This window comes from Kribbella capetownensis, from assembly GCF_004331485.1.
Lineage (GTDB): Bacteria > Actinomycetota > Actinomycetes > Propionibacteriales > Kribbellaceae > Kribbella > Kribbella capetownensis.
On sequence record NZ_SJKD01000010.1, the window covers coordinates 1 to 21594 of the forward strand.

Here is a 21594-nt window from a genome sequence, read left to right on the forward strand (position 1 = left end):
GGGAGGTCGTGGGAGAGTAGGACGCCGCCGGACATTCACACTGTTAAGGGCCACCCCACAAAGGGGTGGCCCTTAACATATGTCCGGACAACTTCGGCAGCACCCTCACTGCTCGAGCAGTTGTTTGCGGTGTGCGGTGTAGGACCACCATCGGCGGGCCGGCTTGCCGTCGGCCTGGTCTACCGCGGACATGACGGTGTCGAGCAGGCACGGGTCCAGACGCTGGCCGTCGGCCTCGCACATGTCTTCGTAGATCTCGACGGGATCCCGCCCGGCCAGCTCGCTGATCTGGGTGATGCCGGCCCGTTGGAAGTACCCGGCCACCGCCTTGCCGACATTCATGAGGTCGGTGAGATCCGAGCGAGAGCTCGGGGCGGTCCTAGTGCGCTGAGTAGGAGACATACGTCGATCCTGCCTCGCACTCGCGACACCTGTCTTGAACGATTCGGACATTCCCACCCGGCGGTCCACTCGGTGCGTAGGGTTCGGGGGTGGCTGTGATGGTATTGATCGTGGGGTTGCCGGGGGCGGGGAAGACTACTTGGGCTCGGCGGCTCGAGTCGGAACGGGCGGGCGTTCGGCTGACTCCGGACGAGTGGATGGACGCCTTGTTCGGGACGAATGAGATCGACGGCCGGCGGTGGGTGCTGGAGTCCCAGATGCTCTGGGGTGTGGCGGCGCGAGTGCTCGAGCTTGGCGTCGACGTGATCCTGGACTACGGATGCTGGTCGGAGGAAGAGCGAGATCTGTTCCGGACCCGGGCCAACGACCTCGGTGCTCTGGCGGAGATCATTTTGCTGGATCTGCCGTTCGATGTCTTGTGGCAGCGAATCGAGGCGCGGAATGCGGCGTTGCCGAAGGGGACGTTCCCGATCAGTCGCGACGAGTTGAAGCAATACAGCGCTTCGTTCGACGTACCCGGGCCGGCCGAGTTGGCGCGGTGGGACCGGGCCGTCGTGGTGACGGAGTAGGGCCTACGCCTCAGGGGCGATGCCGACGAGCGCGGCGGCCGCGCAGATGTGCACGGGCGTGAGGTCCGCGGGGGCGACCGGGGCCTGGAGGAGCGTGCCGCGTTCGAACGGCGTGAGGTCGATGTCGATGCCGTAGGCACCGGCCACCATGCCGCGGACGTACGTCAGCCAGCCCACCATCGGGATCCCGCGGCGGAAGACGCCGGCTGCCGCGGCCAGTTCGGTGTCGGCGATGCTGGCCCATGCGGGTTCCCAGATCGAGACGACGGCGCGGAGGACCTGGGCGAAGCGGTCGGACTGCGTGAGCGCGTCCTCGTCGCTCCAGTGCAGGGTGAGCTGATCCGAAACGGTCGTGAGGGTGCCGCCCATGGAGAGGTCGAACAACCACGGGAGCTCACCGGTGCTCTGTAGATGCAGCCGGGTCGTGCTGGACCCGTTGGCGAGAACCTTGGTGGTTGCCTCGACCATCTCCTGGAGCGGCGTGGACCCGTCGGCCTCGAGCACGTGGTACCCCCAGCGCTCGTCCTGAGTCCAGACATGTACATCGGGAAACGCGACGGCGACTGCGGTCAGGGTGCGGCCAACGCGGAGGGCACGGTGTTCGACGGACTCGTCACGGTGGTTCCACTGGGCGCGGAGAAGCCACGATGCCATTCACGCCCTCCGCTCGTCAGCCGGTCGGACCTGCCCAGCAGACGGTACGCCGGTAGTCGGACGGTTGGCCAGGGTTCCGCCTACTCGGTGTGAGCAGTTGCGGCAGTTCCCCAGAGAAGTCACCGACCCAGTTTGCTGCACCGGGTGGTCGGGGCCGACCGCGGGGGTGCGGTTTTGGAAAGTACACGGCCGAAGTCGGCCGGCAGCGGTCGGTCCAGACCTCCCGGCGCTCGGTCAGGCGGCAGCGCGTTCGCTGACGGGTCGGCGGCGGAGGTTCGCGCGCTGGATGGCCGGGGGTTGGTAGGCCATATCGAGGGCGCCGACATCGGTTCCGGGCGGAACGATCTCGTCGATCCGGTCGAGCACATCGTCGGTCAATGTGACGTCGAAGCCGGCGAGGAGGTCGTCGAGGTGCTCCATCGTGCGTGGCCCGATGATCGCCGAGGTGACGCCGGGATGGGCGATCACGAACGCCAAGGCCAGATGGGTGAGCGGCAGCTTGGCGTCCTCGGCGAGCGCGATGAGCTCCTCGACGGCGTCCAGGCGGCTCTCGTCAGTCAGGTGCCGGAAGCCGAACTGGGACCGGTGCGTGCTGTTCTCCCGATTCTTGCGGTAACGGCCGGTGAGCAGACCACCCGCGAGCGGGCTCCAGACCAACGTGCCCATACCGAACTGCTGCACCACAGGCAGGACCTCACGCTCGATACCGCGGTTGAGGATCGAGTACGGCGGCTGTTCGGTGCGCAGCCGGTTCAGGCCGCGCCGCTCGGCAACCCAGTGGGACTGGACGATGTCCGACGCCGGCAGCGAGGAGGTACCGATGGCCCGGATCTTGCCGGCCCGCACCAGGTCGGTGAGCGCCGAGAGGGTCTCCTCGATGTCGGTCTCTGGGTCGGGCTGATGAATCTGGAACAGATCGATGTAGTCGGTGCCCAGTCGGCGCAGCGAGCCGTCCAAGGCACGGATCAGCCAACTGCGTGAGGCGCCCGAGCGGTTCGGAACGAAGGGAGTGGCACCGGTGGGGTCGTAGTTCACTGGGAAGCGCGCCTTGGTGGCGAGTACGACGTCGTCGCGGCGCCCCTTGAGCGCCTTCCCGACGATCTCTTCGGACTCGCCGTGGGAGTACATGTCCGCCGTGTCGACGAAGTTGATCCCCGCATCCAACGCGCGATGGATGATCCGGATCGAGTCGTCGTGGTCGGGGTTGCCGGCGGCACCGAACATCATGGCGCCGAGTGCGAAGGGACTGACCTGGATGCCGGTCCCGCCGAGCGTGCGGTACTGCATGGGGATTCTCCTGAGGTGGTGAGGTGGGATGTGAAGCGCCCGTCGATGCCGTACGCTGGGCAGAAGCGGAACGCTATTCCGGAACTATACGGAATGGCTTTCCGGAAAAGCAAGGGAAGGAGTCTGGTGACCGAGAAGACGGCGCCGCGCCGGATGCGGTCCGACGCGCAACGCAACCTCGGTTCGCTGCTCGAAGCAGCGAAAACCGTCTTCGCCGGCTCAGGCGTGGACGCGCCGGCGAAGGAGATCGCTGATCTGGCCGGCGTCGGAGTCGGAACGCTGTACCGGCACTATCCGCTGCGCTCCGACTTGGTCAAGGCCGTGTTCCAGCGCGAGGTGGACGCGTGTGCCGATGCGGCGCCGGCGCTGACCGCGGAGCACGAGCCGGTGGTGGCACTCGCGAAATGGCTCGATCGCTTCACCGAGTTCGTCGCCACCAAACGAGGACTCGCGTCAGCGCTCCACTCCGGCGATCCGGCGTTCGACGCGCTGCCCGACTACTTCATGCAGCGACTCGGACCTGCTCTCGGCGGACTGCTCGAAGCAGCGGCCGCCGCCGGCGAGATCCGCGCCGACATCAGCCCGAAAGACTTGCTGTACGCCGTCTCCACGCTGTGCATGCCCTTGACCGACGAGGGACCGACGTACAGCCAACGTATGGTCGGGCTCCTCGTCGACGGACTCCGCTACGGCGCCAACACAAGCCGGTGAAGCCGAGACCATCACGCCTGCTGCTCGCTCAGGCCCCACAACCGCTGCACTGGCGGCGCTAGGCGCGCGCGATGAAGTGTCCGCCCGCAGGGGTGCCAGAGTCACGGGGTGAGGGTCGCGAGCTCGAGGGTGGGGGTTGGGCCGCGGTACGACGTCAGCCAGGTGCGGAGGAGCTCGACCCGCGCGGCGTAGTCCTCGTTGCCCTTGACAACTGGTGCCTGGTTGTAGGCCATGGTGTCGGAGCTGCGGCGGAGTTTGACGTACAGGCGGGATGACGCCAGCGCATAGCGCTCCATGTCGTCCTGGAGCGCCCCGATGACGGTGATGTTCCGGTCGCGGCCGATCTGTTCGAACAGGGCGACGGCCTCGCGACGGTGCTGCGAACCGAGGTTGCGGCCGAGCTCGTCGAGGATCAGCAGCAGCGGACGGTCCGAACCACCCGCCAGCGCGGCGGCGCAGACGAGCTTGACCGCCTTCTCGTCCATCTGCGCGGTGTTGCCCTTCACGTTGAACGCGGAGTATGGGCCGCCCTCGGAGCGTCGCCACTTCGGCGTGACCGTCCAGCGCCACGGCTTGTCCGGCTCGGCCGGCGGGTCAGGCTCGGGGTACTCGAGCTTCGCGCCGTAGCCGCCGTACTGCTGGTCGAGGCGGTCGAACTCCTGTGACACCAGCCGAAGCCGCGCTTTGATGCCGTCGGCAAGGGATGCGCGGTGGGCGCGGGCCGTGCTCTCGGCCTCGCCGAGTCCTTCGCGGGCGCGCTCGAGCGCGGCGTTGCGCTCGGCGCGCTGGCTGGCGATCTGTTGTTGCTGCAGGCTGTCGAACGTCTCGTGCTGCGCGAGGTGACTGCTCAGCGTCCGGTGCAGCGCCGGGACCAAGCCGACGCGGGTGCCGAGCGTGCCGTTGGTCCAGCCGTCCGCACCGTTGAGGATCTCGAAGAGCTCGGTCGGGATCTCCTCCCGCGACCGCGCGTTCGGGAAGCAGCGGCGGATGACATCGTCGAGCTGTGTGCACGCCTGGTGGTTCCAGTCAGCGGTGGTACGGCGTTGCGCGTCGTCGGGCAGTCCGAGGATGAACTCCTCCGCCTCCGCCGGCGTCGTACCCCAGGCTGTGGCTCGCGTGATCAGCTCGAGTGAGGTCTGCTCCTCCAGCAGCCTCAGGCGGCGCGCGGCCAGGTCGTCGAGGATCCGCTCGTGGTCGCGGCGGGTCGCTTCGAGGTTCTTCAGCCGTTCGTCGCGGACGAGCTGCTGCCCGGCGGCTGCCTCGGCAGACTCCTTGGCCGCCTGGAGCTGCGGTGCGAGTGAATCACGATCGTTCTCGTGCCGGTCGATGGAATCGCGCAGCGCGAGGATCTGCTCCTGCACCGACTCCGCGTCGGCCAGCGCGCGGGCGGCCGCCGTACGACGCTCTGCCTGCTCGACTCGTGCACGTGCCTGGTCGAGCGCAGCCGACGCGACGCCGCGTGCCTCAACCGCGGCCTCAACCCGGCGGCGGGCAGCCTCGATGCGCGCGGTCCGCCCGGTCAGCGGCTCGTCGAACTGGCCGACCGCGACGACGCCGGCGACGTCGTCGATGTTCTCCTTGGTCGCGCGCTCGCCGAGCACGACGAAGAACTCGTCCAGCTTGAACCGCTTGTCCGCTGACGTCGGTCCGCCGCGCAGACCCTTGCGGGCATCGGGCCGATTCGCCAGCACCAGCAGGAATCCGGCATACCCCGCATCCGCGAGAGCAGCCGACGCGACCGCCGCGTCACCGGCGTCGATGACGACAGCCTCGCGGTACGGCGCCAGTCGCGGCTCCCACTCGGCACGCGCGGACGACGACAGCTCGGTGATGTCAGTGAGCGCACCGCACTCGATGCCTGCGTTCTCCAGCACCTGCTGCTGCGTCGCCGACACGGTCTGACCGCTCTCGGCTTCGCGCAGCTCAGCCGTCGCGTAGTCGACCGCGGACCGGGCCGCGTGGTCCCGTCCGATGTGCTCCTCGAGTACGGCGCGCGCCTCGGTCTGCTCGTCGGCCGCAGCGGCGAGGTCACGCCCGTCCGCCGAACGTCCAGCCTCCAGCAGCCGCCGATGCTCCTGACCGAGTCGCTCGAGCTGCTCGCGCACCGAACGCTGCGCGAGGTCGAGCTCTCGGTCGCGCGCATCCAGCTTGTCCCGCTCCTGGCGCGTGAGTTGAACGTCCCGCAGCAGGACCTCTTCATTGCCGAAGGCATCGATCTCGTGGTCGACCACCTCCCGCCGCGCTTCCTGCTCCGCGACCCGCTCGTCGAGTACTGCGAGCTCCTGCACGATGTCGCTGTTGCGCGCCTCGCCGTCGATGAGGTGCCGCGCGCACCGCGCTCGCCAGGACTCCTTCGCGTCGGCCAGCGCCTCCCGGGCCGCGCCGCGCTGCAGGATGCCGGCCTCGACGGTCGCCATCTCCTGCTCCCAGCGCTGCAGGTCGGCCGTCGCCTGCTTGGTCGCCTCGCGCTGGGTGTGTTCAGCCGAGCGATGCGCTTGCTCCTGCTCGAGCTCGTGGTCGAGCCCGGTCAGCGTTGCGATCGCGTTGAAGATGCGCGCCGGGCCGAGCTCGTTGAGCGGCTCGGCGAGCAGGTTCGCGGTCGGGCTGGACCGCACCGACGTCGACAGGAACGAGACGCACCGCACCTGACCGCCGTACAGAACCGTGGACAGCTTGTTCGCGTGGAAGTCCGTGCGGCCGTTGGAATGCGGCAGGGCGGCCCACAGTGCGTCCGCGCCTGCGGCCCGCTCGGCCTCGGTCGCGCCGTACGGGACGTGCAGGCCGTTCTTCCAGCGCAGGTCGATGTAGGACGCCTTGCGGTTGATCCGGATCCACACGGTGATCGCGGCCGCCTCGAGCTCGTCGAGGTCGGTCAGCTCGGGATCGGAGAAAACACCGACGATGTACCCACGATCGACGTTGGACCAGTTGCCCTCTTGCCCGGCCGCCTCCGCGGTGAACAGCAGCTCGGCCGCGCCGGGCGCGCCGCTGGTCAGCCGCCATTGGTCGTCCGCGTGCAGCAGGCTGAGCGCCGCGATCCAGGACGACTTGCCGGCGCCGTTCGAGTCGGTTGGTCCTTGGCCGGCGACCGTGACGAGGCCCTGCCCGACCATCGGAATCGGGTGCGTCGACAACCGCGACAGATCGACGACCTGTACGCCGAGCAGCACCTTGGAACCGAGGATGTCGAAGGGACCGTCCCCCACTGCGCTACTCATCCACGTCCTCGCTTCGCTCCGGGCGCGGATGAGACACCCAACACACTGTGCTCGATGGTGAACTCCCTACGCTCGTTCACGCCGCTCCTTCTTCCACACTGCTGTCTTGCTGAATGTCAGGGTCGGCGATCGCTGTGCCGTTGCGGGCTCGGATGGCTTCGGCGATCGGGCTGGCCGGTGCCGCGGCGAGGATCAGCTGATCTTGCAGTCGGCGACGCGCGGCTGGTGTGAGCCGTTGGAGTTGTGGACCGGGGATGTAGCTCGGCCCGCCGGAGTGATCGCCGGACAGCTGGATCAGGCCGGCGGCGCGCAGGCGTTGCAATGCAAGCCGCCGTTCCTCACCGCTGATCCTGGTGGTCCGCAGTTCGTCGACTGTGGTCGGCCGGGCCGACTTCCAGCTGTCACCGGTCAGGATGCCTTCGCTGCGGGGGATCGCGACGGAGTGGATCAGCACGAGCACCAGCACGGCACGGTCCACCACGGACATGGGCTGCCAGCCCTGTGTGGTCAGCGTTGCGGCGATGTCGTCGGCGTAGCCGGAGGTCCAGTGCGTGCCGTCGACGTGGACCAGAGTGCGACCGATGAGCTTCAGCATCTTCTGGACATGTCGACGAAGTGTGACGTCTCGGAGGCCGGCCAGCTGCACCTCGGCGACTGGATGTGCGGCGTACTGCACTGCGCTGAAGGCGGCCAGCACCTCGTCGCGGGCCCGGTCGCTCAGATCCTGCAGCAGGGGGTCGAAGAGCACATGCTGCTCAGTCATCGGACACCTCCGTACCAGGGGTGTCCGTCAGATCGTCGTCCGGCGGCCGGGTCGATGTCCGTAGCCGCGGGATGGGTGACCGTAGGTGCCGGGCCGGTGTCTGTCAGCGCGGAATGGGTGGCTGTAGCTGCCGGGCCACTATGCGTCGCCGGGGATGCGGCGGTCGTTGCGGCTGCGTTCGGGAGTGGGTCTTCTGGGGTTGGGTCGACTGCCGGCGTGGTGGTGAGGACCGGAGGTGGTGGGTCGGGGAGGTGACGGCAGAGGTCGCGGAGGGTGGATTGATCGGTCGGGGTCCAGGTGATGACGCGTGGACCGAGGCGGACCTCGCCGGCCTTCTCGTTCCACAGCAGCCAGTGCGTGGCGTGCAGCCGCCGGAGGCTGCCGATGATCAGGGTGAGGTCACTCGACTGCTCGGCGCGGCCGCGCATCCCGGCGTACACGGACCTGATCTGGGTGAGCGTCCCGGTCGAGCCCGGCCAGGCCGGTCCGCTGCGGTCGGTCCAGCAGCAGGCGACGCAGATCGCGAGCACCCGCGCGGTCTCGTTCGGCTGCTCCACGGCGACGGGGGGAGTGTCCAACTCGTCCAGCACAGCATGGCCAGCGCCGGAAGGCATTGTCGGGACCAGCCACACGCTCGAGCCATCTGGAGCGGCAGCCCGGGTCAGACCGGCGACGGCGGGCGTGTCGGGCGGCACCTCCAGCGGCCCGGCGGACTGCACCTTCGCCCACCACAACGCGTTGTACAGCCGCCGCTCGACGGCTTCGGACGGAGTACTCACCGCGTCACCCGCCGGAACACGCCCTCGGTCGCCCACGGTGTCCCAGCTGTCGGGTCGATGCGCATCCCGTCCGACCACACCAGTTCATAGTCGAGCTCGTCGTGGAGATGCGCCGCCGTCAGCTCAGCCAGCACGCGCCGCGCGGTGATCCAGTCGCCGGCATCGTCCACGACCTCGACGACGTCAACCGAGGATCGCCCAGCCAGCACGCGCTCGGCCTCGACGCGTAGCTCTTCCCGATCCGTCGCGGCCGCGGACTCAGGCGCGTCGGCGTCCGCGGTCGGCCGCGGCGGAGCCATCCGCGCCGTCCCGCTCCGCCGTCCTGTCTCGACGGCCTCGACCATCGTCTGCGGCGAGAAGTCCGGAGCCGCGGCATCGAACAGCAACCCGTCCAGCACTCCCGCGAGCGCCTCAGGCTCACTGCTTCGCGTGAACGTCAGCCACGTCTCGATCGGCAGCAGTCCGAGTGCGCGCGTTGTACCGGCTCTCTCTACCAGCCGCCCGGCCGCTAGTTGTACGGCGTCGGCGTACGCCGCTAGCGCCATCCGCAGCGACGTACACGCGCGATGCAGGCTGGGCCAGCGGTCCAGCACGATCCGGTGCACCTTCTCGGCCTGCTCGATGAGGCGTTCGTTCCCCCACGCGAGCTGTGCGTTCTCCCGGAGTTGTGCGGTCGTGCTGGTCGAGACCAGGATCGCGAGCTCGTTGCCGAGCAACCGGAACACCTTCGTCAGCCGCTCGATCGAGGCCCTGCCCTCGTCCTCGGTCGCACTGGGATCGCTGACGCTGTGCGCCTCGAGCGTGAGCAACTGGTGCAGCTCGCCCTGGCCGCCCTGCACCGACATCCGGCGGAGGAACATCAGCATCACGTACGGCGCGAACGCGGCTCGGTGACGCAGTTCGTTCGGACGGTCGACGAGTTTGGTGATCGCGCCGTACTGCCGCAGGACCTCGAAGCGACGGACGATCACGTCGTGCGGGTACGCCCGGCAGGCGAGGGTCGCCTGCTCGACGGTGAGACCGTCGCTGCCGGCCTCGGCGAACGCGTCCAAGATTGCTTGGTCGACGTCCAGCAGGTCGGGGTCGACGATCATCGCGCCGGCCTCGCGAGCGAGCACTGCGAACACCTGACGGTAGACGCGCAGTACGGCCGCCTCGGCCTCCGCGTCCAGCAACGTCGCGTCCATCGCGTGCTCCTCCCGTGTGGCGCCGCCCCCGCGAGCGACCGGCAACCAGAGAAAGGACTCTAACCACCCACACCGACAGTCCAAAACCGGGCTGCCTCGGACCTGTGGACAAAGGGAAGAACGGCGGTCGGGCGGGCACACCGACAAGTCCAAAACCGGGTTGTCCTGAGTCTGTGGACAAGTGGTAGGGGGTAAATCGGATGACGGGTGTGTGGGCGGCTGCCTACGATCCTGGCGTGGAGAGAATCCGAAGCATCATTGGTTGACGCGGTCCAGGTAGACCGCGTCCATACCACGGCGCCTTAGGGCGTTCGCCACGCCGGTGCGGAACCCGTCACAGGGTCCCCGGCGAGCTTTCTCGTTCTCTCCGTACCGGAGTTACGCACATGACTGTGCCGCACGCGCGTCCGATCGGCGCGCAACACCCCCGTGTCCGCGACCTGCTCACCGTCCGCAAGGACGCCTCCCCCGGCCGGATCATGGTCGAAGGCAGCTGGGAACACGACCGCCTACTCGCCACCAACACCACCATCGAGGCCTTCTTCTGGTGCCCCGAGGCCGGTACGCCGTACGCCGCCCGCCGGATCGCCGAGCGCGCCGCCGAGGTGTACCAGATCTCGGAGAAGCTGCTCGGCCGGCTGTCCCGCAGGACGCGCTCCGACGGCCTGATCTCCATCGCCCGGCTGCCGGTGTGGAAGCCGCAGTCGTTCCGCTTCACCACCTCGTCTCTCGTCCTGGTGGCGGACGGCGTCGAGTACGCCGGCAACCTCGGCACCCTCATCCGCACCGTGGACGCGGCGAACGCGGACTGTCTCGTCCTCACCAGCAGGCGGGCCCGGCCAAGCCACCCGTCCGTGTACTCGGCCAGCCGCGGGACGATCCTGTCGACGCCGGTGCTGGAGTTCGACGACATCGCGAGCGCGGCGGCGTGGCTGCGCGGCCACGACTTCCGCGTTCATCTCGCCGACCCTGCCGCCGGTGGGAGCTACCGCGGCGTCGACTACGACGGGCCGACCGCGTTCGTTGTCGGATCGGAGGGCAGCGGGCTGTCGAAGGAGTGGCACACGCAGGGCTTCGGCGCGGTGTCCATCCCGATGCTTGGCCAGGCCGACTCGCTCAACGTCGCGCTGTCCGCGGGCATCCTGCTGTTCGAAGCGCGGGCGCGCAAGGACGGCTGGTGATCGGCCAGGCAGAATTGCACCGCCACCCAACACGAGGAGTGTGAGACGTGCCGTTCGAACCAGGCGAGGTCGTCGCCCCGTCAGATCCGCGCATCGTCCTGGAAGGCCAGTGGGGTCACCAGCCCGGGGTGGCGATCACCGTCAACTCCGGCTCGCGGATCTCGTTCTCGTACGCCGGCGAGAGTGTGCAGTTGCTGTTCGACACGGCCGGACTGACCGTCGCACCGCACCTGTGGATCACCATCGACGACGGCGAGCCGGCGCTCCACCTGATCGAGAACCCGGTGATCGAACTGACCGTGCCGACTGGCCGGCATCAGGTCGAGGTCGTGGTCAAGGACGTCAACGAGCACGTCAACCGGTGGAACCCGCCGTTCGAGTGTGCGGTGGTGTTCGCGGGTTTGTTGCTAGAGGTGAACTCTAGAGTGCGGCTCAGTGGGCGGCCGAGCGGTCCGCGGCTCGAGTTCTATGGCGACTCGATCACGCAGGGAGTGAGGTCGTTGAGTACGCATTCCGAGTCGGAGGGTGCCGACGGTACGACGACGTACGCGTATCTGACTGCCCGCGCGTTCGGCGCCACGTCGCACCAGGTCGGGTTCGGGAGCCAGGGCATCATCAAGCCGGGGAACGGCGAGGTGCCGCCGGGGCCGGAGTCGTTCGGGTGGAACTTCGCCGGCTCGCCCGCCGAACGGGTCACGGCGCCGAACGTCGTCGTACTCAACCTCGGTGTCAACGACGAGACGTTGGAACCGGAGCCGTACGCCGCTTACGTTGCGCGGGTACGAGCGGCCTACCCGGAGACCACGATCGTGTCGCTCACCCCGTTCAACGGCAAGCACGCCGACACGATCGCCGCGGCCGTCAAGTCGCTCGACGATCCGAACGTCGTCTGCATCGACTCCACCGGCTGGATCACCGAGGACGACTGCACCGACCTCGTCCACCCCTCGGTCGCCGGCCACGCCAAGATCGCCGACCGCCTCATTCCCGCCCTCGAGACCCACACGTCCCTCCGCCGCAGATGATCACCGCGGACGACCTCGAGTCAGCGGTCGGCCACCTCGTCCAGGCTTTGCGCCCCGCAGTGGACGCGGACTGGAACGTGCCGGCCGGGACCATCGACTGGACCTGCCGCGCGACCGCCGAGCATCTCGGGCAGGCGCAGCTGCACTGGGCGTCTCAGCTCGCGGTCGGGGCGCGGACGCAGTACGTCCGCTGGTCTGCGCGGGCGCAGGAACTCGCCCCGCCCGCCGGCGTACTCGACTTCGTGGAGGCGGCGGGGAGCATCCTCGCCTCGGTGGTTCGCGCTAGCGCGCCCGACGTGCGTGCGTTTCATCCGTGGGGAATCGGCGATCCGGAGGGCTTCACCGGCATGGCGTGCGTGGAGGTGCTCGTACACGGCCACGACCTCACCACCGGCTTGGGCTGCTCGCTCACCCCGCCGCCTGATCTCTGCGAACGGGTCTTGACGCGGATGTTCCCGCACGAGCCGCGCCCGACTGCCGACCCCTGGCTCAACCTGCGCTGGCTGACCGGTCGCACGGCGATCCCCGACAACCCGGCGCCCGCGTCCTGGAAATGGCGCCCGACCCCCCTCGCGGAGACCTGGGACCCGAACCCGACACCCGCCCCGATGCCGTTCACCCCACTGCGCCCATCCTGACCTTCGGGCACCATGGCGGTATGGCGGAGAAGTTCACCAGCGTGGACCAGTACATCGCGTCGTTCCCGGCAGATGTCCAGGAGATCCTGCAGGAGGTACGCCGTACCATCCACGCCGCCGTCCCCGGCACGGGCGAGAAGATCAGCTACCAGATCCCAACCATCACCCTCGACGGCAAGTCCCTCCTGTACTTCAGCGGATGGAAAGAGCACATCGCCCTCTACCCCATCCCACCCCTCGACGACGCCTCGTCCGCCGCCATCGCCCCCTACCGCTCCGGCAAAGGCACCCTCAAGTTCCCCCTCAAACACCCCATCCCGTACACCCTCATAACCACCCTGACCCAAGCCTTCGTGTCCGCCCGGATCTAGGTGTTAGTTGTGAGGCTGCGGGGGCCGGTGGCGGAGTTGGCTGGTGGATCCCCGGCTCGCGGGTCAGCTGACTGGCGGTGCCGGCATCTGCGGAAACAAAGGGTCTGCAGGTGACCAGAAGTTTCCAGAGAGCGGAGGTGCGCCACAGCCTGGTGCGGCACGGCCGTCTCGGTCGGTGCAGCCTAGGGTCCTAGTCGGTGAGGAGGTCTTGGGGGTCGGGGGAGGGTGGGCGGGTGAGGGTCCAGTCGTTGAAGTGCTGGTCGAAGCGGTACCAGAGGGCGTCGGGGCCGAGGCGGAGTTGGGTTTTGCCGGCAGTGACGCGGTTGGCTTCGATGGTGGCGCCGGGGAGGGCCTGGGCTGCTTCGGCCAGGGCTGCTTCGTCGATGTCGGTTGGGGTCTCGACGGTGGCGGAGAGGCCGCCGGGGCCGCCTTCGCGCCAGGCGACGGCCCAGCTGGTGAGTTGACGCGCTGGTACGCCGGCTCGGTGGGCCAGGTCGGCCAGCTCGGGAGTACCGAGCAGGTGGGAGGCGCGGCGGGCCAGGTCCTGGTCGGAGGTGAGGCGCAGCCCGGCGTCGCCGTCGCCGGATGCGAACTCCCAAGCCCTGTGTGCCGCGTCTGTGGCGAGGGCGATCAGGTCACGTACGTCGACGCCCGACGAACGCGGTGGATCCAACGCTCGCACCGCCGCCGGCGAACCGTGCGCCCCCATCGGCCGAGGCGGAACCGGCACAGCCACCCCGCCGTACCCACCACCAGACCCGACCTGACCAGAGCCGTCGGAGGGGTTGGGGGTGGTGAAGGACTTGGCGAAGGCGGCTATGGCTGGGATGCCTGGGGGTGGGGGAGTGCGGGGCGGGGTGGTGGGGGCCGGGCCGGTGCGGCGGGAGCGGAGGGCGTTGAGGAGCTCGTCTTTGCGGCGGCCGCGGAGGAGGAGCAGGGCGAACGGATCGTCGTCCAGGGCGTCGGTGACTAGGTAGCAGACGGCGGCGGAGTGTTTGCACGGTACGGCGAAGTCCGGGCAACTGCAGTTGGTCAGCACCTCACCTGCGCCCGGCAGCAGGTCCAGCCCAGCGGCATGAACATCGTCGACGACCTCGGGCGGCAGCTCGCCGTCGAGCAACGCCGCCACCCGGCCGATCTGCGATGACACCACCTCGAGTACGGCGTCCCACTCGGCTGAGGAGAACGCGCGGATCCGCACTGTCACCTGGTACGGCGTGACTCGGCTGCCCTGCACGACTGCGTCGACCGAACCCGGCGACACCGTCAGCTCCAGCACACTCCCGCGCCGCGCATATGAACGCCCGCGCGAGAGCCGACCCGGATCCAACCGAGCGCGATGCTCCAACGCCTCCAGCCACGCGCGTCCCCACCACGTAGCACCGAACGGCCGCCGGCTTCCCGGACCCTTCGCCGCCGGCAACCCCGCGTCCTCACCTGAACGCCGCCACCCCTGCCAAGGCACCCGCTCATTCACGAGCCACCTCCAGGCTCCTGCCTCCCGGCGGTCGACGGGCCGGCTGCAGGCCGGGGTGTCGTGGCGATGGACGGGTCAGCTCCGGGCGCGGGCGTGCTGGTGGGTTTGGGAGGGGATTTTCCGATGGCGGAGGGGTTGTAGGCGCTGGTTGAGCCGGACTTTGTTGGGCCGGTCGATAGTTCGACCAGTTCGGCTAGTTCTGCGTCGGACAGTTCGCTCAGCCAGGCTTCGCCGGAGCCGACTACCGCGTCCGCGAGATCGCGTTTGGCTGCGATGACTGTTGAGATCCGGTCTTCCAGCGTGTTCTCGGTGACGAGTCGATGGACCTGCACCGGGCGATCCTGGCCGATGCGATAGGCGCGGTCCGTTGCCTGGTCCTCGACCGCCGGGTTCCACCAGCGGTCGTAGTGGACGACGTGCGTCGCCTGAGTCAGCGTCAGCCCGACGCCACCGGCCTTCAACGACAGCAGGAACACCTGTGCCTCGCCCGCCTGGAACTGCTCGACCATCTGCTCCCGCTTCCGCACCCCGATCCCACCGTGCAGGAACAGCGTCCGGACCCGTCGCGCCGCCAGGTGCGCTTCGATCAGCCGGCACATCTCGACGTACTGGCTGAAGATCAGCACCGACTCGCCTTCGGCCAGGATGACGTCGAGCAGTTCGTCCAGCGCAGCGAGCTTGCCTGAACGGCGCTCCAGCGGTCCCGGCTCGTGCAGGAACTGGGCAGGGTGGTTGCAGACCTGCTTCAACTGCGTCAGCAGGCTGAGCACGAGACCGCGTCGCGCGATTCCTTCCGCCGACTCGATCTTGGCGAGCGTCTCCTTCGCGACGGCCTGATACAGCGTGGCCTGCTCTGTCGTGAGCGGTACGACGACGTCGTGCTCGGTCTTCTGGGGCAACTCCGGCGCGATCCCGGGATCACTCTTGCGCCGCCGCAACAGGAACGGCCGGGTCACTCGAGCGAGCCGCGCGGTCGCCTCCTCGTCGTGATACCGCTCCACCGGTACGGCGACGTCGTGGCGGAACCGGTCGAGCGTGCCGAGCAACCCCGGCGCGGCCCAGTCCAGGATCGACCACAGCTCCGACAACCGGTTCTCCACCGGCGTCCCGGTCAACGCGATCCTGGTTGCCGACGGCAACGTCCGCAGTGATCGTGCGGTCCGCGACAGCGGGTTCTTCGCATGTTGCGCCTCGTCCGCGACCGCCAGACCCCAGAACACCTCACCGAGCACGCGGTGGTCCTGCCGCACCACGCCGTACGTCGTGAGCACCACCTCGTCCGGTGCGAGGTCGCTGAGGTTTCGCCCGGTGCCGTGGTACCGCCGCGTCGTCACGTCCGGCGCGAACCGGGCGAACTCCCGCTCCCACGTCCCGAGCAGTGTCGACGGGCACACCACCAGCGTCGGTCCGCGACCGCGACCCTGGAGTCGGAGGTGCAGCGCGATCATCTGGATCGTCTTGCCGAGCCCCATGTCGTCGGCGAGACAGCCACCCAGACCGAGATCCGCAAGATGCGTCATCCACGCCACACCGCGCCGCTGGTAGTCGCGCAACGTTGCCCGCAGCCCCGCCGGTTCCACGAAGGGCGCAGGCTCCTCGGCCGTCCGCAACCGCGCGAGCATCGAGGCCAGCGACCCGTTCGCGTCGAACGCGACGAGCTCACCGTCCACCTCGATCGTCCCCGTCAGCGCAGCGCCGAGCGCCTCGGCTCCGGTCAGTTTGCGAGTCCCACCACGCCGCAGCTTCTGGACCAGATCCTGATCGACTCGGACCCATCGGCCACGCATCCGGATCATCGGCCGCTTGGCCTCCGCCAGCGCCGCAACCTCCTGCTCGGTCAACTCCTGCCCGTCGAGCGTCGGCCGCCAGCGGAACGCGACCAGATCGGTCAAGCTGAAGTCCGGCCCGGTCACCGCTCCAGGCGTCGGCGTCGCGACTGTCCCACGCACCGCCAGCTCACCTGCGAACAACTCGGTCGGCCAGAGCACCTCGATCCCGGCGCCCTCCAACGCCGTGCTGCCCTCGGTCAACTCCTCCAACGCCTCGTCATCGACCCCAACCTCTGCCGGGGCCGCGTCCCGCAACGCAGCACCCAAGGGCGGCCAGACCCGAGCACCACGCCGCAACGCCAACAGCAGATCGGTCTCCGCACGCTCCCCAAGAGCAGCCAGCACTGCCGCCGGCGCACTCCACACGTCGGACACATCCATGAGCAGGCTCGGATCCACACCACTGCGCAACTGCAACACAGCGCGGAACTCGTCGGCCGACTCCGAAGGTGGCTCGATCCGCAGCACGAGACGCGCCCCGGCCTCCTCGCTCAGCGCGGTCTCCTCCAACCAGGCAGTCGCTCCGGTCACCTCCACCGAATCAACCCCAGCAAAGGCCGCCGCACCAGGCCGCACGGCGACTGCCGCAGCCGACGTCCGCACGACGGTGTCCGCCAGCGCATCCCAGAACGACCGCACCAGGGGCTCCGGATCGACCAGTCGCACCGGCCGCGTCCCCTCAATCGGCAACGCGTGCCCGTACGGCGGCATCGCGGCAGTGAGGTTCCGCAACCAGCCCCGGTCCAGCGGATCCAGCGGCGCCACCCGCCACGCGCCGTACCCACTCGGACTTCGATCCGGGACGAGTCGGCCGCGGGCGATCAGCCCCATCCCTGCGAACGCCGCGGCACGCCACGCCTCCCAGCTGACCGAACCTTCGAGCGGCCGGCCGATCCACTCGAGCAGCTCGCCGATGCTCAGCAGGCGAGCCGGCACGGTGGTACGCCGCACCTGGGATCCCTTGGGCAGCACGAGATCCACGGTCCCGTCGGCCGCCTCGCCCGTCGCCGAGAGGTCGCCGTACAACGCCAGGCGGCCCGCACGCGGCGGGTCGGCAGGAACGAAGACGGCGTCGAACATGCCCTGCACAGTACGCCGGACCGCCGACAACTTTCCGCCCGTCGCCGACGACCTGTGGACAACCCCCGGAGTTGACCTGAACCAACGTTGAGGTTGCAGGCTCGAAGGCATCCAGAGCGAAGGAGTGAGCATGCGTGCAGCAGTGGTGACCGAGTTCGGTGGGCCCGAGGTGATCAGGACCCAGGAGTGGCCGGATCCGGTGCCGGCGGCCGGTCAGGTGCTGGTCGAGGTCGAGGTGGCCGACGTGATCTTCGTCGAGACCGCCATCCGGCGTGGCCAGCACAGTCAGTTCTTCGACATGACCCCGCCGTACGTCCCGGGTGGTTCGCTCGGTGGCCGCGTGCGTGCGGTCGGACCGGGTGTGGCAGAGGACTGGATCGGTCAGACGGTGGTCGGCCGTTCCGTCGGATTCGGCGCCCACGCCGAGCTTGCGGTCGCAGCCACGGACGGTCTGGTCAAGGCGCCCGCCGGACTCAACCTGGCGACCGCGGTCGGCGTCTTCGGCGACGGCTTCACCGCTCTGATGCTGGAGGAGCTCGCGCCGCCGATGCAGGACAAGGAGGTGCTGGTCACTGCATCCGCGGGCGGCATGGGACTGCTGCTGACCCAGCTAGCGCACAAGGCCGGTGCACATGTCATCGCAGTTGCCCGTGGTCAGGCGAAACTCGACCTCAGCAAGGCGCAGGGCGCTGACGTGGTGGTCGACTACTCCAAGCCCGGCTGGGACAAGTTGGTCCTCGACGCGTCGAAGGGCGCGGACATCGTGTTCGAAGGTGCCGGCGGTGAGCTCGGCGCGACCGCTTTCACGGTCGTCAAGGACGGCGGCTGGTTCTCCGCCCACGGCGCTCCGAGCGGCGGTTTCGCAACGTACGACGCGGCCGAAGCGGAGCGCCGAGGCATCACGGTGAAGGGGATCGCCGATCTGCGCGCCGACTCGACCACTACGACGGTCACGGGTGCAGATGTGCTCGCGCGAGCCGTCGCCGGAGACCTGATGCCGGTGATCGACCAGGTCTACGACCTCGACCACGTGGCTGACGCCCACACCGCCCTGGAGCAGCGCACGCTCCTGGGCAAGGCCCTGATCCGAGTGGGTCAGTCGCCGACCGGCTGATCGGCGTGGTCGGTCACTGCAGGCGGGTTCGGGCGGGCCGCGACGATCCGGTTGCGCCCGTCCCGCTTCGCGGTGAGCAGTGCGTTGTCAGCGGCCAGCACCAACTGGTCCATCGTGGCGGCAACCTCCGGGTACACCGCTGCGCCGAACGACGCCGGCACACCGCTGATCACTGCGGTGGTATCCGTGCTGGTGTCCACTGACACGCTCAGCGCGCTGAGCCGGTCCCGGATCCGCTCGGCCACCTCGAGCACCTCAGTCTCCGTGGCTCCCGGCAGCAGTACGGCCAGCTCGTCTCCGCCGACCCGTGCGACCAGGTCACCCTGCCGGACCTCCGCGCGTACACTCTCGCCGACCGCACGCAGCGCCTGGTCCCCGGCCGGGTGGCCGTAGGTGTCGTTGATCTCCTTGAAGCGGTCGAGGTCCAGCATCAGCAGACCGACCGTGCTGCGCATGGTCTCCGCCCGCGCCAACTCGGTCGGCACTGCATTGGCCCAGTACGCCGGTGTCGCCAGACCAGTCTTCACGTCCGTCCCAGCAGCGCGCTGGAACTGCGGCAGCAGCAGATCCCGGTGCAGCGCGAGCACCGTCACCATCAGGATCGGCACGACCCAGGGGTACGACGCCTGCAGTCCGGCAACGGCCACACCGAGGCCGAGCCCGGCCACTACGACCAGCTGATCCGCGAGGTCTCCCAGTGCACCACGAGCAGTGGCGTCGGGGGAGGAGAGCAGGATCGCACCGATCACCAGCGCGAAGTTCACCAGCCACCACGTGGTCGCCGCGGCCACCACGACCAGCAGGGTCCACGGCCCGGTCGGCACCCGCGGCTCATTCAGCAGGCCGCCGGCGCGAAGTACTGCGGCTGCAGCTCCACTGGCGAGGATGAACGTGCTGGCGGAGAACACCTTGCGGTGCGCGATCGTCCGTCCGTAGACGCGGATCCACGAGTACCCGTACGACACCACGACGAGGGCGACGACCAGGCTCAGCGGCAGCAGCAACAGGCCGGCGAACACCCACAGGCTCTTCAGGTTGGTGTACGGCGAAGTGTTCGCCGCCATCTCGCGTCGGCGCTCGATTCCGCGGGCAGACTCCAGGTGAAGCACCGAGGCGGCCGCCAGTACGGCGAAGGCGACCCACTCGGTCGGCCTGACGCCGGTCCGGGCGCCGGAGACCGTCGAGGCCACAGCCAAGGCGGTGATGACGACTGCGACGGCCTCGACGCCGAGCACGTAGCTCAGTGCCGGGCGCGGCAACGACCAGAGCTTCCAGCGGCGGGGTGGCACCCACTTGCTCCGACCGATCAGAATCATGGTGGCCTCACACGGATAGACCTGAACGGTTATTCCTGAATAGTAACTGCCTGTTCACGCGAGGTCATCCCCGACCCGCAGTTATTCCATCTGACGGATGGCGAAGGAAGGACAGCACCATGTCGAAGATCAGCACCGGGAACGAGTGGCTGCACGGCGGCAACGAGTGGTTCACCGGGGGCGGCAACGAGTGGTTCCACGGGGGGAACGAGTGGCTGCACGGCGGGAACGAGTGGTTCACGCAGGGTGGCAACGAATGGCTGCACCGGCCGGGCGGATCCGGCAACGAATGGTTCACCACCGGCAACGAGTGGTGATTCCTGCGACCTGACCGAAATTTCTTAACCAATATTTTACGGAGCCGGTCCGGAGGTATTTCCCCTGATTCTCCGGCGGCTCATCCGGTACCCATTTCCACGACGCCGGACCGGGAACGGCGGGCGCGTGCCCAGGCAGCGCCCGCCACCGCGGCTGCGACGGCTCCCGCGGTGCCCATGACGCCCAGCGCGACCGACGGTGAGGACTGGTCCGCGACCAGCCCCGCGAGCAGGATTCCGATGCCCTGGCTGCTCTTCAGAGCGGTGCTTGCGACGCCGAAGGCCTGACCACGCTGGGCGTCCGGCACCGCCTGGACGAACGCCGCACTGGTCGGCAGGTGATAGGCCGACGCCATGCCCGACACCCCCCACAACACCACAGTGGGCAGCAGACCGGGCGCGAAGAAGCAGGCGATCAGCGGTACGCAGGCCAGCACAGCCAGCGGTCCGAGCAGGCGCATGCGTTTGTCTGGCTCCCACAGAGTGATGAGCCACATGCCTGCGACAGCGCCGGCCGGGCTGGCAGCCAGCAGCAGACCGGCTGCCTTCGGCCCACCGCCGATCTCGTTCGCATACGGGACTGCCAGGCCCTCCACCGTCACGTAGAAGCCCGCGATCGTCGCCAGGATGACCAGTGCGCGGAGCTTCGGCGTACGTGTGACCAGTGAGAAGCCCGCAGCCAAGTCTTTGAAGTAGCTGCTGTGTGGCTCGTCCGCCGCACGCGGCGGCACCGGACGACGTCGTACGCCGACGGTGATGAGCACTGCGGACAGTAAGAAGGTGGCAGAGTCCAGGAGCAGCCCACCGGACGTTCCGACGGCTACGACGATCACACCGCCCGTGCCGAAGCCGAGCACCTGGCTGAACTGGACGACCATGTCGTTGGCCGCCTTGCCCAACACGTAGTGATCGCCCGGCAGTACGGCGGGGAGCGTGGCGGCTCGTGCAGCGTTGAACGGCGACCCGAACGCTTGCAGCCCGAGCAGTAGCAGGATCACCACCAGCAACGGCAACGCCTTCGCCGCCATCGCAGCAACGAGGACTGCTCGCGCCAGGTCGGTGACGATCATCACAGTACGGCGCGGGTACCGATCGGCGAATCCGGCCAGCAACGGACCGAACAGCAGGTCGGGGATGTACGTCAGGGCATAGGTGAGCGCGGTCAGCCCGGCGGACTCGGTGCGGTCGAAAACCAGCACAGACAAGGCAACGCGGGCCAGCTGGTCGCCTGCGACGGACAGTACGCCGGCCAGGAACAGGGCCCTGAACTCCGCATGTCCGAACACATCGCGCCAGCGCGCCCGTTCGATCGCCCCGCCCTCCATACCTACGACCCTAACCACAATCCGTTGCGTAACACCTGCCGCCTGTAACTGAAAGGGTTTCCCTGCACCGTGAACGGCCTGGGTCAATGGTTTGATCACGGCGCATCAGTGCCAGATAGTGATCCCGGTGGCGCAGCGTTTGGATGAACGTTCTACTCTGGAGATCTCCGGTACCGGGGTCTGGGCGGGGCGGCCCCGACCCTGGTACCGGAGCTCTTCTTTGTGCGGACCTTCTCAGGTCCCCAGTCGCCCGGCGGAAACTGTCGGTGGCGACCGGTAGCGTTCTTCTTGCCAGGGGCGGCTCCAGGACGTGCTTCCTTCTCCTTCACCAGGCCATGTAGCGCGTCCGCT

Annotated in this window: 19 protein-coding genes; 8 read left to right on the plus strand and 11 right to left on the minus strand. The window is 68.5% G+C overall.

Going from position 1 to position 21594, the window contains the following annotated elements; translation table 11 throughout:
• Positions 1 to 105: 105 nt before the first annotated feature.
• Positions 106 to 453: a helix-hairpin-helix domain-containing protein gene (locus E0H75_RS34885; protein ID WP_337589525.1), complete on the minus strand. Its 348-nt coding sequence runs from the start codon at positions 451 to 453 to the stop codon at positions 106 to 108.
• A 47-nt stretch (positions 454 to 500) separates the two neighbouring features.
• Between E0H75_RS34885 and E0H75_RS34890 the strand changes: the two genes are divergently transcribed.
• Positions 501 to 971 (plus strand): P-loop nucleotide/nucleoside kinase family protein, encoded by a 471-nt coding sequence (locus E0H75_RS34890; RefSeq protein WP_131518249.1) that lies wholly within the window; start codon positions 501 to 503, stop codon positions 969 to 971.
• Positions 972 to 974: 3 nt separating this feature from the next.
• Here the strand turns inward: E0H75_RS34890 and E0H75_RS34895 are convergent, their stop codons facing one another.
• Together E0H75_RS34895 and E0H75_RS34900 are read right to left on the minus strand one after the other, a co-directional pair.
• On the minus strand, positions 975 to 1625 hold the full coding sequence (locus tag E0H75_RS34895; protein ID WP_131517990.1) for a hypothetical protein: 651 nt from the start codon (positions 1623 to 1625) through the stop codon (positions 975 to 977).
• A gap of 234 nt (positions 1626 to 1859) precedes the next feature.
• Positions 1860 to 2912 carry an aldo/keto reductase gene (locus tag E0H75_RS34900; protein ID WP_131517991.1) on the minus strand — a complete coding sequence of 351 codons (1053 nt, stop codon included), beginning with the start codon at positions 2910 to 2912 and terminating at the stop codon, positions 1860 to 1862.
• A gap of 126 nt (positions 2913 to 3038) precedes the next feature.
• Between E0H75_RS34900 and E0H75_RS34905 the strand changes: the two genes are divergently transcribed.
• Entirely contained in the window at positions 3039 to 3623 is a 585-nt protein-coding gene (locus tag E0H75_RS34905) for a TetR/AcrR family transcriptional regulator (RefSeq protein WP_238163460.1), read from the plus strand.
• Positions 3624 to 3724: 101 nt separating this feature from the next.
• On the opposite strand, the gene E0H75_RS34910 is transcribed toward E0H75_RS34905, so the two are convergent.
• The 4 genes from E0H75_RS34910 to E0H75_RS34925 form a co-directional block, all read right to left on the minus strand.
• Positions 3725 to 6841: a coiled-coil domain-containing protein gene (locus E0H75_RS34910; RefSeq protein WP_131517992.1), complete on the minus strand. Its 3117-nt coding sequence runs from the start codon at positions 6839 to 6841 to the stop codon at positions 3725 to 3727.
• Between the two features lie 76 nt (positions 6842 to 6917).
• A complete protein-coding gene (locus tag E0H75_RS34915; protein ID WP_238163461.1) occupies positions 6918 to 7604 on the minus strand; it encodes a hypothetical protein in 687 nt (228 codons plus the stop codon).
• Entirely contained in the window at positions 7601 to 8383 is a 783-nt protein-coding gene (locus E0H75_RS43745) for a hypothetical protein (protein WP_202873327.1), read from the minus strand. Before E0H75_RS43745 ends, E0H75_RS34915 begins: the two co-directional genes overlap by 4 nt.
• Positions 8380 to 9570, minus strand: a complete 1191-nt coding sequence (locus tag E0H75_RS34925; protein WP_131517993.1) for a hypothetical protein — start codon at positions 9568 to 9570, stop codon at positions 8380 to 8382. The genes E0H75_RS43745 and E0H75_RS34925 overlap by 4 nt, the downstream gene beginning before the upstream one ends.
• A gap of 386 nt (positions 9571 to 9956) precedes the next feature.
• Here E0H75_RS34925 and E0H75_RS34930 point away from each other — a divergent pair, with 386 nt between their 5' ends.
• Genes E0H75_RS34930 through E0H75_RS34945 form a run of 4 tightly spaced genes read left to right on the plus strand, consistent with a single transcriptional unit; the run spans position 9957 to position 12785 of the window.
• On the plus strand, positions 9957 to 10751 hold the full coding sequence (locus tag E0H75_RS34930; RefSeq protein WP_131517994.1) for a TrmH family RNA methyltransferase: 795 nt from the start codon (positions 9957 to 9959) through the stop codon (positions 10749 to 10751).
• A gap of 47 nt (positions 10752 to 10798) precedes the next feature.
• Complete coding sequence (locus E0H75_RS34935) at positions 10799 to 11776, plus strand: GDSL-type esterase/lipase family protein (RefSeq protein ID WP_238163462.1); 978 nt, start codon at positions 10799 to 10801, stop codon at positions 11774 to 11776.
• Complete coding sequence (locus E0H75_RS34940; RefSeq protein ID WP_131517995.1) at positions 11773 to 12414, plus strand: maleylpyruvate isomerase family mycothiol-dependent enzyme; 642 nt, start codon at positions 11773 to 11775, stop codon at positions 12412 to 12414. The genes E0H75_RS34935 and E0H75_RS34940 overlap by 4 nt, the downstream gene beginning before the upstream one ends.
• 20 nt (positions 12415 to 12434) lie before the next feature.
• A complete protein-coding gene (locus tag E0H75_RS34945; protein WP_131517996.1) occupies positions 12435 to 12785 on the plus strand; it encodes an iron chaperone in 351 nt (116 codons plus the stop codon).
• Positions 12786 to 12975: 190 nt separating this feature from the next.
• Here E0H75_RS34945 and E0H75_RS34950 read toward each other — a convergent pair whose 3' ends face one another.
• Positions 12976 to 14064: an SWIM zinc finger family protein gene (locus E0H75_RS34950; RefSeq protein WP_238163463.1), complete on the minus strand. Its 1089-nt coding sequence runs from the start codon at positions 14062 to 14064 to the stop codon at positions 12976 to 12978.
• Between the two features lie 194 nt (positions 14065 to 14258).
• Positions 14259 to 17171 (minus strand): DEAD/DEAH box helicase, encoded by a 2913-nt coding sequence (locus E0H75_RS34955; protein WP_131517998.1) that lies wholly within the window; start codon positions 17169 to 17171, stop codon positions 14259 to 14261.
• A gap of 130 nt (positions 17172 to 17301) precedes the next feature.
• Here E0H75_RS34955 and E0H75_RS34960 point away from each other — a divergent pair, with 130 nt between their 5' ends.
• Positions 17302 to 18285: a zinc-binding dehydrogenase gene (locus E0H75_RS34960; RefSeq protein WP_131517999.1), complete on the plus strand. Its 984-nt coding sequence runs from the start codon at positions 17302 to 17304 to the stop codon at positions 18283 to 18285.
• On the opposite strand, the gene E0H75_RS34965 is transcribed toward E0H75_RS34960, so the two are convergent.
• Entirely contained in the window at positions 18267 to 19601 is a 1335-nt protein-coding gene (locus tag E0H75_RS34965) for a GGDEF domain-containing protein (protein WP_131518000.1), read from the minus strand. The genes E0H75_RS34960 and E0H75_RS34965 overlap by 19 nt on opposite strands.
• A 119-nt stretch (positions 19602 to 19720) precedes the next feature.
• On the opposite strand from E0H75_RS34965, the gene E0H75_RS34970 reads away from it, so the two are divergent.
• On the plus strand, positions 19721 to 19918 hold the full coding sequence (locus E0H75_RS34970; RefSeq protein ID WP_131518001.1) for a DEAD/DEAH box helicase: 198 nt from the start codon (positions 19721 to 19723) through the stop codon (positions 19916 to 19918).
• A gap of 80 nt (positions 19919 to 19998) precedes the next feature.
• Here E0H75_RS34970 and E0H75_RS34975 read toward each other — a convergent pair whose 3' ends face one another.
• Positions 19999 to 21243 (minus strand): MFS transporter, encoded by a 1245-nt coding sequence (locus tag E0H75_RS34975; protein WP_131518002.1) that lies wholly within the window; start codon positions 21241 to 21243, stop codon positions 19999 to 20001.
• Between the last annotated feature and the right edge of the window lie 351 nt (positions 21244 to 21594).

What these genes read in the sequence shown, in the direction of transcription:
- E0H75_RS34890 (WP_131518249.1), top strand. Translation starts at nt 501, where the DNA reads ATGGTATTGATCGTGGGGTTGCCGGGGGCGGGGAAGACTACTTGGGCT.
- E0H75_RS34940 (WP_131517995.1), top strand. Translation starts at nt 11,773, where the DNA reads ATGATCACCGCGGACGACCTCGAGTCAGCGGTCGGCCACCTCGTCCAG.
- E0H75_RS34900 (WP_131517991.1), bottom strand. Translation starts at nt 2,912, where the DNA reads ATGCAGTACCGCACGCTCGGCGGGACCGGCATCCAGGTCAGTCCCTTC.
- E0H75_RS34895 (WP_131517990.1), bottom strand. Translation starts at nt 1,625, where the DNA reads ATGGCATCGTGGCTTCTCCGCGCCCAGTGGAACCACCGTGACGAGTCC.
- E0H75_RS34955 (WP_131517998.1), bottom strand. Translation starts at nt 17,171, where the DNA reads ATGTTCGACGCCGTCTTCGTTCCTGCCGACCCGCCGCGTGCGGGCCGC.
- E0H75_RS34945 (WP_131517996.1), top strand. Translation starts at nt 12,435, where the DNA reads ATGGCGGAGAAGTTCACCAGCGTGGACCAGTACATCGCGTCGTTCCCG.
- E0H75_RS34965 (WP_131518000.1), bottom strand. Translation starts at nt 19,601, where the DNA reads ATGATTCTGATCGGTCGGAGCAAGTGGGTGCCACCCCGCCGCTGGAAG.
- E0H75_RS34910 (WP_131517992.1), bottom strand. Translation starts at nt 6,841, where the DNA reads ATGAGTAGCGCAGTGGGGGACGGTCCCTTCGACATCCTCGGTTCCAAG.
- E0H75_RS34925 (WP_131517993.1), bottom strand. Translation starts at nt 9,570, where the DNA reads ATGGACGCGACGTTGCTGGACGCGGAGGCCGAGGCGGCCGTACTGCGC.
- E0H75_RS34885 (WP_337589525.1), bottom strand. Translation starts at nt 453, where the DNA reads ATGTCCGAATCGTTCAAGACAGGTGTCGCGAGTGCGAGGCAGGATCGA.
- E0H75_RS34930 (WP_131517994.1), top strand. Translation starts at nt 9,957, where the DNA reads ATGACTGTGCCGCACGCGCGTCCGATCGGCGCGCAACACCCCCGTGTC.
- E0H75_RS34915 (WP_238163461.1), bottom strand. Translation starts at nt 7,604, where the DNA reads ATGACTGAGCAGCATGTGCTCTTCGACCCCCTGCTGCAGGATCTGAGC.
- E0H75_RS34975 (WP_131518002.1), bottom strand. Translation starts at nt 21,243, where the DNA reads ATGGAGGGCGGGGCGATCGAACGGGCGCGCTGGCGCGATGTGTTCGGA.
- E0H75_RS34970 (WP_131518001.1), top strand. Translation starts at nt 19,721, where the DNA reads ATGTCGAAGATCAGCACCGGGAACGAGTGGCTGCACGGCGGCAACGAG.
- E0H75_RS34960 (WP_131517999.1), top strand. Translation starts at nt 17,302, where the DNA reads ATGCGTGCAGCAGTGGTGACCGAGTTCGGTGGGCCCGAGGTGATCAGG.